This is a genomic window from Candidatus Cloacimonadota bacterium (genome assembly GCA_019429305.1).
In the GTDB taxonomy this organism is placed as follows: domain Bacteria; phylum Cloacimonadota; class Cloacimonadia; order Cloacimonadales; family JAJBBL01; genus JAHYIR01.
In genome coordinates, this window is the sequence record JAHYIR010000002.1 from 123,860 (window position 1) to 138,455 (window position 14,596).

Annotated in this window: 9 protein-coding genes; 2 read left to right on the plus strand and 7 right to left on the minus strand. The window is 35.7% G+C overall.

All coding sequences use genetic code 11. The features are described from left to right. Positions 1 to 6: 6 nt before the first annotated feature. The 3 genes from K0B81_01830 to K0B81_01840 form a co-directional block, all read right to left on the minus strand. The gene (locus tag K0B81_01830; protein MBW6515340.1) at positions 7 to 195 is read right to left on the minus strand and encodes a hypothetical protein; all 189 of its coding nucleotides are present in this window, start codon (positions 193 to 195) and stop codon (positions 7 to 9) included. Between the two features lie 9 nt (positions 196 to 204). Then, the gene (locus tag K0B81_01835; protein MBW6515341.1) at positions 205 to 1,764 is read right to left on the minus strand and encodes a methylmalonyl-CoA carboxyltransferase; all 1,560 of its coding nucleotides are present in this window, start codon (positions 1,762 to 1,764) and stop codon (positions 205 to 207) included. Positions 1,765 to 1,992: 228 nt separating this feature from the next. After that, a complete protein-coding gene (locus K0B81_01840; GenBank protein ID MBW6515342.1) occupies positions 1,993 to 2,208 on the minus strand; it encodes a beta-lactamase family protein in 216 nt (71 codons plus the stop codon). Between the two features lie 296 nt (positions 2,209 to 2,504). Between K0B81_01840 and K0B81_01845 the strand changes: the two genes are divergently transcribed. Beyond that, a complete protein-coding gene (locus K0B81_01845; protein ID MBW6515343.1) occupies positions 2,505 to 2,993 on the plus strand; it encodes a hypothetical protein in 489 nt (162 codons plus the stop codon). Positions 2,994 to 3,008: 15 nt separating this feature from the next. Further along, positions 3,009 to 5,018, plus strand: a complete 2,010-nt coding sequence (gene uvrB, locus K0B81_01850) for an excinuclease ABC subunit UvrB (GenBank protein MBW6515344.1) — start codon at positions 3,009 to 3,011, stop codon at positions 5,016 to 5,018. A gap of 72 nt (positions 5,019 to 5,090) precedes the next feature. On the opposite strand, the gene K0B81_01855 is transcribed toward uvrB, so the two are convergent. The 4 genes from K0B81_01855 to K0B81_01870 all read right to left on the minus strand — a co-directional run bounded on the left by K0B81_01855 (position 5,091) and on the right by K0B81_01870 (position 14,523). Further along, the gene (locus K0B81_01855; GenBank protein MBW6515345.1) at positions 5,091 to 6,074 is read right to left on the minus strand and encodes a carbohydrate ABC transporter permease; all 984 of its coding nucleotides are present in this window, start codon (positions 6,072 to 6,074) and stop codon (positions 5,091 to 5,093) included. Positions 6,075 to 6,097: 23 nt separating this feature from the next. Then, entirely contained in the window at positions 6,098 to 7,030 is a 933-nt protein-coding gene (locus K0B81_01860) for a sugar ABC transporter permease (GenBank protein MBW6515346.1), read from the minus strand. A gap of 187 nt (positions 7,031 to 7,217) precedes the next feature. Continuing rightward, positions 7,218 to 10,223, minus strand: coding sequence for a 3'-5' exoribonuclease (locus tag K0B81_01865; GenBank protein MBW6515347.1), 3,006 nt, complete (start codon positions 10,221 to 10,223; stop codon positions 7,218 to 7,220). Further along, positions 10,213 to 14,523, minus strand: a complete 4,311-nt coding sequence (locus K0B81_01870) for a sigma 54-interacting transcriptional regulator (GenBank protein MBW6515348.1) — start codon at positions 14,521 to 14,523, stop codon at positions 10,213 to 10,215. Before K0B81_01870 ends, K0B81_01865 begins: the two co-directional genes overlap by 11 nt. Positions 14,524 to 14,596 lie beyond the last annotated feature (73 nt).

Here is a 14,596-nt window from a genome sequence, read left to right on the forward strand (position 1 = left end):
TATATTTTATCTTTTTACTATTCTTCTTTGAAATCTATCCCGATTGATCATCGTCATCTGCCTACTATATGCAGACCAATTAGTCGGTTGATTTGTTAATTCTCTATCAATTGTCGCAGAACTTCTTTCTTTCTCTTCCTGTAGATAATACATAACTCCTGCAACTGCTGCTTTTTTCTTCTTATCTTGATCCATATGTAACTCCTATACGGGTAAATTGCCGTGCTTCTTAGGTGGCAGTGACTCGCTTTTATATATCATAACTTCCAAGGCATCTATTATGCGTGCTCTGGTTTCGGAAGGACGAATGACTGCATCTATGTATCCTCTTTCGGCAGCTATATATGGATTATTAAACGCTTCCTCATATTCTTGGATCTTTTCCTGACGCTTTTTAGCGGGATCTTCTGCCTCTTTGATCTCTTTACGATAGCTGGATATAATATTCGCCGCACCCTGTGCTCCCATAACAGCTATTTCCGCAGTAGGCCAAGCAAAGACCATATCAGCTCCCAGATGTTGAGAACTCATAGCAATATAAGAACCACCATAATTCTTGCGGGTTACTATCGTCAGTTTGGGTACTGTTGCTTCTGAATAACACCAGAGTAATTTAGCTCCATGTCTGATTATACCACCCCATTCCTGATGTGTTCCGGGAAGGTATCCGGGAACATCGACCAGGGTTAGTAGTGGTATATTGAAAGCATCACAAACTCTTACAAAACGAGATGCCTTATCAGAAGCGTCAATATCGAGACAACCAGCTAATACAAGCGGTTGATTAGCTACAATACCGACCACTCTGCCATTCAAACGGGCAAAACCAATGATTACATTAGTTGCATAATACTGATGTGGTTCAAAAAAGATACCGTCATCCACGATAGAATGGATAACATCCTTCATATCATAACCGGTTTTGGGGTTATCCGGTATAAGAGAATCTAATTCCGGACACAAGCGATGAGGATCGTCACTGCACTTTATCATTAGAGGATCTTCCATGTTATTGCTGGGGAGATAGCTTAAAAGATTTTTTACCTGCTCTATTGTGTCAGCATCATCCTCACAAGCAAAATGGGCGTTTCCACTTTTAGTGTTATGCGCCATTGCTCCACCTAAATCCTCGAAGTTCGTATCTTCGCCTGTTACCGTTTTAATAACTTCAGGACCAGTAATGAACATATAGCTGGTATGTTTTACCATAAAGACAAAATCGGTCATGGCTGGTGAATAGACAGCACCACCGGCACAAGGTCCCATAATCACTGATATTTGAGGAATAACACCCGATGCTCTGGAATTACGGAAAAAGATATTACCATAGCCATACAGAGAATCCACTCCCTCCTCTACTCTGGCACCACCGGAGTCATTCATACCAACAACAGGAACTCCCGCTTTGAGAGCTAAATCCATTATCTTGACTATCTTCTGAGCATGCTTTTCTCCCAAAGAACCACCACGGGACGTAAAATCCTGCGCATAAGCAAAGATCGGTCTGCCATTCACTAAACCATGCCCAGTGATCACTCCGTCAGCCGGGATTTCTATCTTTGGCATACCAAAATTATTGCAGCGATGCTTGACAAACATATCTATTTCACGAAAAGACCCTTCATCAAATAGTAGATTAATTCTTTCTCGGGCTGAAAGCTTTCCTTTATCATGCTGTGCTTGAATTTTATCAGCACCACCCATTTCCAAAATCTTTTTTTCTCTCTCTAAGAGCTGCTCAATCTTTTCATTATTAGTACTCATAGACACTCCTATACAGCGATTAATCAAATCATGTAATATTTTTAAGAACTAAGTTTTTAAGCAAGTTTTTTATCAGAATTGATTGGTTTCTAAATCGAATGATATTATTTAAGCAAGATATATACTGGGAAATTACATGGAGAGGGTTTGAATCAAAAGTATGATGGAGAAATACTTGAGAAAAAACCCGCCTTAACAAGACGGGCTATAATAATACTTTTTAAGTAATTAGCCTATTTTAGACTGGAGATTCTGGAGAAGAGGGACATACTTCTTAATCAAGTCGTCAATTGCTTCTTTCCCTAATTCTTCTAATTTTAATCTCTTAATAGCAGCAACTGTCTTGAACATAGCTACTGTGTCTTCATCGAGTCTGAATGTCAAGCGAACTGCTTTTGATTCATCAAACTCGGTAGTTGTTTTTCTTGGTCTTCCTCGTGGCATTTTTACACCTCACAATTTTTTGTACGAGACCTATAAAAATGCAGAGGAAAAAACGTCAAGTTTTTTCCGAAAATAAAATCTCATTTTGATTAGTTAATAGACACATCAGAAAAGGATTTTGACTTGATGGTCGCATATTAAGTATTTTAATCAATAAAGTGGATAAAAATTATCAAACAAAAAGCTTTACAAAGAATTGCCCCTATTAGTATGAAATGTTTAAAGAAAATACTGGTTCTAATATGATGTAGTATTGATAGTATATATTGATTACTAGGATTGCGAGATAGAAAAATATGTTAATAAAACCAAAGTTGATAAAGATAATAGTTCTTCAATGTTTGATCGTGCTTGTAATTTGCCCCTTTGTGTATGCAACCATTGAGATCAATAATGAGGTTTATTTTGAAGATCTAACCAAACGTCAATTAGAACGATACTTACAAAAGAATTATCATGATAGTTACGACCAATTTGTTAAAAGCAGTATTTTTTACGATTTTATGACCTTTAATTATCAAGAGAGTTATAAGTTCTATCATTTTGAGACAAGAATTATTCGTAGTTCTTTCTTTAATCTTGATTTCCTTACAAAGCCCTTTAATAATTTTTTTGAAATGATCCCTTACGAAGATTATTATGATATCTTTGATCAATACTATTTAAGTGATATTGAGATTCTTTCGCTCAGTGATTGGGGAAAATTACGCATCAACTTGAGTGATTTGACTCAAGGTGATTATTTTATGAAGTTAAATATTAACTTCTTCCGCATCAGAAATTAAGAGAGAAACTGATTAATGAGTGATTTCAAACTCTTTTCAAAATATCAACCGACAGGAGATCAACCTGAAGCTATAGAAGAACTCTTAACCAGTTTAAAGGAGAATCGCAAATATCAGGTACTGTTAGGTGTAACGGGCTCCGGAAAAACATTTACTATAGCTAATGTCATTGCCAAAATAAACAAACCTACATTAATCATTTCTCATAATAAAACTCTGGCTGCTCAGCTCTATGGAGAATTCAAGCAGTTGTTTCCCGAGAATGCCGTTGAGTACTTCATCAGTTATTATGATTATTATCAACCGGAAGCTTATGTCCCTACTAAAGATCTGTATATCGAGAAGGATACTGATATCAACGAACAAATAGATAAACTTCGCCTTAGGGCTACTATGTCTTTGATGGAACGCAGAGATACAATTATAGTGGCAAGTGTCTCCTGTATCTATGGTTTGGGAATTCCTCAAGATTATAAAGAAGCGCTAATATCACTCAAAACAGGTGATGTTATAGAAAGACAGGATCTATTAGAAAGGTTGATAACTATACACTACGGTAGAAATGATATAGCTTTTGAAAGAGGGACATTCAGAGTGCTCGGTGATGTAGTAGAGATCTATCCTGCTTATATGGAACACTCTATCAGGATCGAGTTCTTTGATAATGTTATAGAAAGAATTACTAGAATAAATCCTATCGATAATAAGATTTTGGAAGTAGTCGATAATTACTCTGTATATCCCGCAAAGCACTTCATTACGACACAGGAAAAACTTGAAAGAGCAATAGAATCGATCAAACAGGAATTAGATGAGCAAATAAGGATTTTCATTAGTCAAAATAAGCTTATAGAAGCCCAAAGAATAGAACAACGCACACTCTATGATATTGATATGTTAAAAGAGTTGAATTATTGCTCGGGGATTGAAAACTATTCTCGGCATCTTAGTGGAGTACCTGCCGGTTCACCACCCTTCTGTTTAATGAATTACTTCCCCGAAGACTATCTCGTTATAATTGATGAGTCTCATGCAACCATTCCGCAAATAAATGCTATGTATGGTGGAGATGTATCAAGAAAGAGAAATCTTGTAGATTATGGGTTTCGTCTTCCTTCTGCTTATGATAACCGCCCACTAACTTTTTATGAATTTGATCAATTACTTAATCAAGTAATCTTCGTTTCAGCCACTCCCGGTGATTATGAATTGGAAAAGACATATGGTGTCTTTGTGGAACAGATTATTAGACCTACAGGTTTACCTGATCCACAGATCGTAATTAAACCATTAGCAACCCAAGTTGACGACTTGTTAGAAGAGATTCGGCTCAGAGTAAATGATCGAGATGAAGACAATGGTTTGGGCGGTAAAATACTTGTTACAACCCTTACAAAAAGAATGGCTGAAGATCTAACCGATTATTTAAAAGAAGCAGGAGTTAGAGTAAGATACCTACATAGTGAAGTCGAGACGATTAAGAGATCTAAATTGATCAGAGAACTACGACTTGGAGAGTATGATGTTCTTGTTGGAATAAATCTGCTTCGTGAAGGACTCGATCTGCCCGAAGTTTCTTTAGTCGCAATTCTTGATGCGGATAAAACTGGTTTCTTAAGGTCAGCAAGATCTCTGATCCAGACCTCCGGAAGGGCAGCAAGAAACATAAGTGGCAAAGTGATCTTCTATGCTGATAAGGTTACTCCCGCTATTAAAACTGCTATTGAGGAGACCAATAGACGTCGTGAAAAACAGTTAGCTTATAATAAAGAACATAATATTACTCCCGCTTCTATACTGAAAAGTATAGAAGAGATCATGGAATCGACTACGGTTGCAGAAGGTTATCAAGAATATGAACCTCAAAAGAAGAGATCTAATTTCGAGCAATATCTAAATCTGGAATCTAAGGAAGAGATCATAACTCTGTTAAAAAAAGAGATGAAAGCTGCTGCTGAACAATTAAGATTCGAAGATGCTGCTGAACTGAGAGATCGTATCTTTGAATTGGAACATATGGTGTAAAAAATAACAACAGTCTCGTTCTGATACAGAATTATTGAAAACTTATTACTCCTCGTACCGATGACTTTTTCTTTATCCCTCTTTTAATCCAGCTGTTGCATAACTACCGATAATTTGACGTTGAGCTATCAAGAAGAGAATCACCAACGGCATAATACTGAAAGTAGAGGCAGCCATTAGAAGAGTTGTTAGGGTCGAAGATTCTTGCGAGAAATAACTCAATCCTACCTGTAATACTCGTAACTCCTCAGAATTGATCATAACCAAAGGCCACATAAAGCTGTTCCAACTAGTGATAAAAGCAAATATTGACGAAGTAACCAATATTGGTTTTGAAATTGGTAAGACAATACGCCAAAGTATACCAAAACGACTGCAACCGTCAATCTCCGCTGCATCAAACAATTCCTGTGGTATTGCTTTAAAGTGTTGCCTGAGTAGGAAGATAGTGAAAATATGAGCTAGCCAAGGCACTATAAGGGCATAGTAGGTATCTATCCAACCTAAATAATTCAACAGTACGTATGAGGGGATAAGATAGATCGGTTGAGGTACCATCATCATACTGATAAAGAAACTAAACAGCAAATTATTCCCCTTAAACCGCATACGGGCAAAGGCATACGCAGCAAGTGACGATGTAATTAAAATCCCAAAAACAGTACAAAGAGCCACTAAAATAGTATTGAAAAAATAACGGGCAAAAGGAACTCTGTTCCAAGCATTAATAAAATTCGACCAGTGTATGCGAAACTCTCTTCTCTCTTCAATCTTATCATTCGGTATCTTGGCATAAGCACGCTCAATTTCTCCGAGTTCGTTGAAGAAGTGAACATAAGAACTATCACCTACAGTTTGTACTATACTGATAATAGTCTCTTGATCTCCATCAACATAGAGAGTGAAGTTATCTATGGGAATAAATCCGACATTACCCTTATTAAACTCTATCTGTGAACGTACTGCTGTTGTCATCATCCAGACAAAAGGAATAACCATTGCCAGACCAAATAATACTAATAGAAAATATGCTATGAATTTGCCGAATAAAGTCATTATCTCATCTCACTATAAAGTTCTTAATAATGCACATATTTTTCCAATTTCTTCTGGATCAAAGTCAAAGTCAGAATTATCGCGAACAGAACTAAAGCTATAGCACTGGCATAACTTAGATTCTGTGCTTCACCAAAACCCTGCTCAAATATATAATACACAATGACTTTCGTAGTCCCCAAAGGTCCTCCAATGGGTGGTCCAGTCATTAAATATACTTGAGAGAAAACCTGAAAAGTTACTATAGTAGTCATGATCAAGACATAAAATGTTGTTGGAGATATCAGTGGCAAAGTGATCTTGAAAAATTGTCTTATCTTACTGGCTCCATCTATCTCTGCTGCTTCATAATATACTTTCGGAATGTTTTGAAGTCCTGCCAGATAAATAATGACATTGTACCCGACACTTTTCCATACAGTAACAATTATTATTGCAAAGAGAGCCAGAGATGGACCTCCCAATGAATCAGGTAAATTTATACCAAAGTTTTGAAAGAATAGTTGAAATATGCCGGTACTTTCTGCCAACCAGCCAAGTGGAGCAATCCCTATCTTTTGGAGTAAGAAATTCGCCAGTCCACTCTGTTGATTAAAGATGATTCTCCATACAATCGAGACAGCTACCAATGAAGTAACGGTAGGGATAAAATATACGGTACGAAAAAGACCCCTGATGAATGATATAGTATTCAATAGAGCAGCAAAAAGAAGAGAGAGGATTATCGTTGAAGGAACAACGAAAATAACTAAATAAAATGTATTGAGCATTGATTGCCAGAATTCTGCATCAATAAGTAACAGCTGATAATTCTCCAATCCAACAAAACCAGCAGGACCGGTTATTGTCCATTCAAAAAAACTTATTAAGAAAGATAGAACTATCGGTATAAAGCGAAACAGCATTATTATAATCAATGCCGGTAACAAGTAAAGAAAGGGTGTTAATTTACCCATACTGATCCAGTCTCCCGTTTCTCCTTTTTCTATTAGCTATTTGCTGGCAATCTTGAGAATTTCTTTATCACTGTCAACTTAAAAAGAGTTTTTTAGATTCAATATTCGGTTATAGGGGTTCAATCTTAGTAAAGCGTTTATTATTTAAGCACAATTGCGTAAACAAAAGGATTAAGTAACAGGTAAGTTATTTACTAAACCAGCTAGAAACAAGATCACAAATCTCTATCGGTGTCTCGGCACTATATATCTTTGTTGGAATTATCTCTCGAAAATATCCTCCATAGAACTTGTTAATAACTCTACTATCGGCTATTAGAACAACTCCTCTGTCCCTCTTATTTCGGATCAATCTTCCGAATCCTTGTCTAAAACGCAGCATGGCATTCGGTAAAGTCGAATACATAAAAGGATCTTTACCTTCCTTCCTGAGTTTTTCATAATAAGCTTCTATAATAGGCTCCGAAGGAACTTGGAACGGTAATTTATAAAGAATCAAAAGTGATAAAGATTCTCCGGGAACATCGACACCTTCCCAAAATGAGCTTGTTCCAAGCAATACAGCTCTACCATGATCCCTAAATTCATTTAAAGTAACTGTCCGACTATATCCTCTACCTTGAGCCAAAAGGAGAATATCTTTCTTGTATAGATCTTCACTGATTTGTTCATAAACTGTGTTAAGGTCTTTATAAGACGTGAAGAGAACCATGGAACCGACTTTGGCACTATCTATAGCCATTTTGAGTAGCTCTATGCTTTGAGGTGTAAAGTATTCATCGGACGGTATTGGTAAGTAACTAGCCGCTAGAACAAGAGTTTGTTTATTGTAATCAAATGGTGAAGGAATAATAGATTCTCTAATAACCTTTTCTTCGTCAAATGGGAGACCCATTCTCATTGTGAAGAACTTGAAATTATTTCTTAAGGCAAGAGTTGCTGAAGTAAATATAAGTGAGTTCATTCTATTATAGAGTATCTTTTGCAGATAACTTGAGACATCCAAAGGTGCATAATTGATAACCCCGGAAGGAAAGTTTGGTTCAGAGGTAGTAAAACTACTCAACCAGAGAGCAAAGTTATCAAAATCAGGTTCTTTTAAGATTTTTAATGCTTCAATGATGTCTTTCACTTTCTCCAAAGCACCGGATAACTTTTCCTGATGTTCATCATGATCAGCTATCTGACTCTGATTGATCTGTGAAAGAAACTGTGATAGATTAAACAATCCCTTTTGTATAATTGTTAAATACTCTATGAGTTGTTCTATTCCGCTCAATAAGTTATCTTCTTGTTGTTTAACTCTCTGTTTACCAAAACTACCCTGTTTACCAACTCTTTCGCCAATAGTTCTAAAATAATCAGCACCAAATTGTTTAGGATCTTCCAGAGACAAGATCAAACGGTCTATGTCACTATGGAAAATTGTTTTCTTCTTATCATCGATAACACTCTTTTGAATTGCTCCCTTTAAATTGGGCAAAATTCCCGCTTGGAGATTTCTTCGAACATTGATATTTGCCAATTGGTGAATGTAGTTAGTTATATCAGTGTAAGATATTGATATTCCCAGATAGCTGGAAGCCATCTCGGGTAGATTATGAGCTTCATCAATAATGAGATAATTCTCTTCGTCGTTGTTAAATCTGTCAAAACTCAGATCGGTTAGTAATAAAGAATGATTTGTTACAACAAGACTTGATTTTTCTGCTTTTTGACGAATACCCATATAATAGCACTGATTGTAATCAGCACATTTTCTTCCGGAACAGAAATATCTTTCAGAAGAAATTTTCCTCCAAATTGACGAATATTGACGTCTGATATCGGTCTCTGATTCTCTAACAAAAGAACTGTTTTCTGAAATATCACCAGAACGCGTATATTTCTGCCAAACGACCAGATTAAGCAAAGCACCAGCTTCGTAAGGTGTTACTAGTTTACGATATCCCGTATGAGTCTCTTTCCATTTACGGTAACAGAGATAATTTTCACGTCCTTTGAGAATTACCGCTTGAAAAGGCACCGGAACGCATTGTTTAATAATTGGTAAATCTTTATAAAACAGCTGTTCCTGCAAGTTCTTGGTATTTGTCGAGATATTTACTTTACGTGATTTCTTGATAGCAAAATGTAGCGCTGTAACAAGATAGGCAAGAGTTTTACCGATTCCAGTCCCTGCTTCAATAATCAGAAATTCATCATTATTGAGAGCATTGTCGATAGCATGTGCCATCTCTACTTGCCCTTCCCGATACTCATATTCCGGAAACTTATGAGCAAAAAAACCATCTGGTTGAAAACTTAAATTCACTATAGATTCTTCGCTCTTCATTTTCTTATAATCTTCTATAGGATTTGGTTCTGTCGAATCACTTGAGGTGAAATCCATAGTTGATAGCTGATTACCGGAAAGTTTTTCGGCTTCTTTCTCCTGGTACCAGTTTTCGGTTCTGATCAGATTGTGTGATTGTGTAAATCCGAGCGTTTTTGCATAAGGAGATTGATAGAGTCGATAATAATCATCTGATTTTCTATCTATCAGGGCGAATTGTCTCTGATGTTCGACTATTTTTTTGAAAAATCTTTCTAAATCAGCATCTTGTTCTGCGTATTCAGCAAGCTCTAACAAAGCTGTATTTACTTCAAACGGCATGTTTTCAATTATGAATTCAGTTAATCTGATAAAGACATTACCAGTTATTAAAGCGTCATTGAGTGCACGGTGATATTTATTAGGTGGTTTTATTTGTAAGGCATCGGCTACAGTTTCTAGTTTATGATTTCTGATAAAGGGGAGATAAATTCTGCTAACCTCCAAAGTATCAAATGAAGAGTTGGTCAATGATGGCATTAGATGCATTGTAAGATTATTCTGTATGAAGGTTAGATCAAAACCTGAATTATGGCAAATAATGGGATCTTTTTGTATGAACTCGAGAAGCTCTGTCAGTGCCTTCTTGATGTTGACACCGTTTTCCAGATCACTCTCTTTAATACCGGTCAACTGTTTAATAAAGGTTGGTACTTCTTGTGTAGGTTTAATCAGAACAGAAAATTCTTCTGCTTCTTTGCCCTCTTTAAATCTAACAGCACCTATTTCAATGATTTCACAGTTTTGAGGATCTAAACCGGTTGTTTCAATATCAAGAGCGACAAATGCAAAAGATTTCCAAAATTTATTATTTTTCAAGGTCATAGCGTTTAATCTTCTTGATCAAGCCCTGTCGACTTAAGCCGAGCTCCTTAGCTGTCTGGGTTTGATTCCAAGCATTACGCTGTAGCGCTTTCAAGATCATGCTTCTCTCAAGATCTTCTATAGCATCTTTTAAAGCAGCATTTTCATTAAAACTCATAGATTCTTCTGTTATAGTATGGCGGAAAATATCTTCCGACAGATCCGATGGTTTAATATAGGCATCATTTTCTACCAAAGTAACTGCGCGTTCTATTTCATTCTCCAGTTGTCGAATATTGCCTGGCCAATCACAATCCATGAAGTATTTCATTGCTTCGTCGGTTATGCCTTTGATATTCTTAACCATTTTTTTGTTATATTTATCGAGGAAATGGATCGCTAAAAGTGGAATATCCGATTTTCTCTCACTTAATCTCGGTACTTCGATCTTGATAACATTCAATCTATAGTAGAGATCCAAGCGAAATTCTCCCTTTTCGATCTTTTCTTTCAAAGGAACATTTGTTGCACAAATAACTCTAACATCAACTGTTTGAGTTTTAGTTGAACCGACTCTTTTGATCTCTCCCTCTTGCAGAAATCTCAGAAGTTTGGCTTGAGTAGATAAACTAATATCGGCAATTTCATCTAAAAAGAAAGTACCACCATCGGCTATCTCGAACAACCCTTTTTTATCATAAGTAGCTCCGGTAAAAGAACCTTTAACATGTCCGAACAATTCACTCTCTAACAGCGTTTCAGGTAAAGATCCACAATATTGAGCTACAAACTTCTTGTTGCGTCGAACACTGTTATAATGAATAGCTTTGGCAATAAGCTCTTTTCCAGTCCCACTCTCTCCTTCTAACAATACGGTAGTTGGAACATCTTTTACCTTTTCTATTATATCAAATATCTCCTGCATCTTCTCACTTTTACCGATGATATTTGTAAAGATCTGTGGAGAGCTCAGCTCTTCGCGTATACTAGCGTGAGACAAAGACAACGCGGAATGCCGAAAATTTTCTATGATAACAACTGTTTGATTAGAAAGAGCATTAAGAAGATTACAGATTTGTTCGGAAAAATAGTGTGAGCCATGCTTACTAAAGAGTAACATAACTCCTAAAACCTGATTATGAAAACTAAGCGGGAATGCGACAATATTGTTATAGTCTGCAGCAAAATGCGGTTGTTTGTAGTTTTGAAACTTATTTTCCATAAAGGTTTTTTGAACAATATTCATCATGTTATCATAATCTTTATCGTCATTAGAAAAGTGATTAAAGAGTTTATATTCCCAGCTTTCCGGATTTGCACGACTATTATAGAGACAGAATATACCCCCATCCGCTTCAGAAAGGTCAATAAAGCTATCCAAGGCATATTCTAATAACGAATCAAAACTTGTTATCGATTTTAAGTTTTGTGTTGTTTCGTTGAACTTAATCAGCAAAGATTCTTGCTTGCGACTCTCTTGTATTTCCGGTTGGAATGTTTTTTCTATTTTCTGGATAAAGAGATCATTCTTTTCAATCAGACTGATCGCACCATATTCCTTAAGAATCTTCTTGTTATTGTTCAAAATCTCTAATGCTTGTTGCCATTCCTTGTTCTCATAAAGAATCGTAGCAAACTCATAATTAGCAAGAGCTAATTCATAGTAATTTTTTGTCTCGACAAATATTTTAATCGCTTTTTCGAAATATTCTTGCGCCTTTTCGGCATCTTTATGCTCTAATTGTCCTTTCAGGAAATATGTATTCCCTATCTCAAATATACTGTTAATCTCTTCCGCTTTTTCTAAAGCCAGATCCAGATAATAAGAAGCACTTTCGTAATTTCGGCTGACGATGAAATAGTAAGCCATTTTATGGCACCCTTCAATGATCCTATCGTGAGCATTCAGAGCTTTAAAGAAATCCAAACTCTCTACCAAATAACCGTACGCTTCACTAAATTTATGAAGATTGGTGAGTACGCTTCCCATGTTTCCAGATATCTCAGCTCTTAGATATTCGTCATTAAGTTCCGGAATAATCTTGGTTGCTTTAAAATAGAGATCATAGGCAAGTTCATATTCACCCCTTTTTTCATATAACTCACCCAAATTATTATATGATGTGCATAACCCTTCTAAGAAGTTATTCTTGTTGGATTTTTCAATAGCTTCCTCGTAGCATTCTACTGCTTTAGCCCATTTCCCAGACTTGAAGTATAGAGCACCCATATTATTCAGCACTGCTATCAAGTTTTTCAGTAAATTAAAGTTTTTGGCTATTTCCAGAGTTTTTTCAAAAGCTTCAGCAGCTTTCTCAAATTCTCCGTTATCCATGTAAGTCACTCCGATGTTATTATAAATGTTGCAGATGTTATAACGGTCACTGAGCAGCTTTTTGATTGTGAGAGCTTCGTTGAAATAATTGAGCGATTTTTTATAGTCTCCCCTATCTTCCCACAGACCCCCTAAATTGTTATAGCAGACTGATATACCGTCTAAATTATATCTTTTCTTTTCTAAATTGAGACTCTTAAGATAATACTCTTCTGCCTCTTTCCAATCACCTTTATACATTTTGAGAATACCGAGATTATTATTGATCGCTGCTTGACCGGCAATATCTTTTATATTACTATATATTTTTTCTGCTTCATTAAAGGCGGCTTCCGCCTTATCCCATTGGCTGGTATAATAGTAGATTTTTCCTAAAACCTTTTTAGTTTCAGCAAATATAATCTGCTTTTTGTCTCCATCTTTGATGTTTTCATATTCTTGATAAATCTGGTCAGTGAATTCTTTTGCCTTTTTATCGTTATTAAGCTCGATATTGATCTCTGCCTGTAAAAGTATGATTTTACACAACCAATACTTATCATTTAATGATCGTTGATACTTTTTAATAACTTCCAGAGCATAGACGTATGAATTCATCTTGTAGAGACTTTCGGCTAATTCATAGATGATTTCTTCCAGCGGTATTTTGTTTTTACCGGCAATCTGCAATGCTTCCCGAAGATTCTGTCCTGCTGTTTCGTAACGGTTTAGTTTCTTATTAACTCTACCGATCCTAAGTTGAAGAGCTACCTTCTTTTTTTCCGATTTAAAAATCTTATCCAGTATATGCAACACATCTAACAAATTATCATAATCATGAATCTGTTCCAAATAAAAACTGACACTGGAGAGAACTTTCTCTTCGGGCAACCTCGCCTCTTTATCATAGAGATATTGCTTGATCTGGTAAGTTTCTATTAACTTATGTTGATCACTGTCGTACTGAGTATAAAAACCATGAAAATACTGATAGAATCTTTTCTTTTCTTCGCGATCAAGATTAAAAAAGTATTCTTTGAAACAATCCAATTTCAAGATCCAACAACAGCTCTCTGTATCTTCAATAATTATTTCTTTTAAAAGATCTTTCTTCAGATCTTTCAGTTTTGCCATCTCAATTTTTATTCCCTTTTGAGAAAAAAATTGCTTTAGTGTTTCTTCGGAAGATTTTTTATCAAGCAGGAAAATCGCTTTGAGTAAATCCTTTTGTTGATTATTTAATCTATCTAATTTCTCTTTATATATCATATGAATATTGATCTTCTTGTCTAAATAACCTGTTAAGTTAAAATCCTTAGGTTTTTCTTTCTTATAGAACTCATTTAAAATATGCTCGATTATATAAACATTACCTTGTGTAAGGTTGTATAAGATCTCACTCTGTGACTGAAGTCCTTCCTCTTTCTGATTGAAAAGCTCTTGCAAGATGCCTAAAATATCTGATATATTAAAAAACTCTAATTTCTCTTTGGTTGAAAAGGGAAATAACTCTTTGGTAGAGAATACTACTATCTTTATCTGACGATTCGTTGAATACTGGATAAAATACTGGATGAAATCCAAGGAGTAACTATCGATTTCTTCTCCGCTGTCTATCAACAGTACCAGATCATGTAACTTCTTTTCCTTTCGCATCTTCTCTGTTAGCTGATAAAAGAAATCATACTTTCCTACGGTTTCTAGTTCTGATGCTTGTTTGATAACTCTATCAAATTCTTTATCTGTTAAATTGAAAACCAACTTAAAGATGTTCCTGAACTGATTGATATCAAAAACAGAGGGATAGTATTTTATATATTTGATCTCTTTTTCATCTAACTCTTGACAAAGCTTTTTGTAAAGATAGGATTTACCGGATCCTGAGGCACCATTTACTTCAATTAGCTCACTGCTCTTTAAGTCGATCTTGCGCAGTAGTTCGTTAATGATCTCACTTTGCCCTATATGTTGTAATATTGTCTTATTAATAACCCTATGCATACAAATATCCTCAACATTTATGGGTTCTATTTTTTTTCACCCTCCTTCTTTTTGTCAACTATTTTTACATCGG

Bases quoted from the DNA above. Each gene is read 5' to 3' on its own strand.
- uvrB (MBW6515344.1), top strand. From the start codon at position 3,009: ATGAGTGATTTCAAACTCTTTTCAAAATATCAACCGACAGGAGATCAA.
- K0B81_01860 (MBW6515346.1), bottom strand. From the start codon at position 7,030: ATGGGTAAATTAACACCCTTTCTTTACTTGTTACCGGCATTGATTATA.
- K0B81_01855 (MBW6515345.1), bottom strand. From the start codon at position 6,074: ATGACTTTATTCGGCAAATTCATAGCATATTTTCTATTAGTATTATTT.
- K0B81_01830 (MBW6515340.1), bottom strand. From the start codon at position 195: ATGGATCAAGATAAGAAGAAAAAAGCAGCAGTTGCAGGAGTTATGTAT.
- K0B81_01845 (MBW6515343.1), top strand. From the start codon at position 2,505: ATGTTAATAAAACCAAAGTTGATAAAGATAATAGTTCTTCAATGTTTG.
- K0B81_01835 (MBW6515341.1), bottom strand. From the start codon at position 1,764: ATGAGTACTAATAATGAAAAGATTGAGCAGCTCTTAGAGAGAGAAAAA.
- K0B81_01870 (MBW6515348.1), bottom strand. From the start codon at position 14,523: ATGCATAGGGTTATTAATAAGACAATATTACAACATATAGGGCAAAGT.
- K0B81_01840 (MBW6515342.1), bottom strand. From the start codon at position 2,208: ATGCCACGAGGAAGACCAAGAAAAACAACTACCGAGTTTGATGAATCA.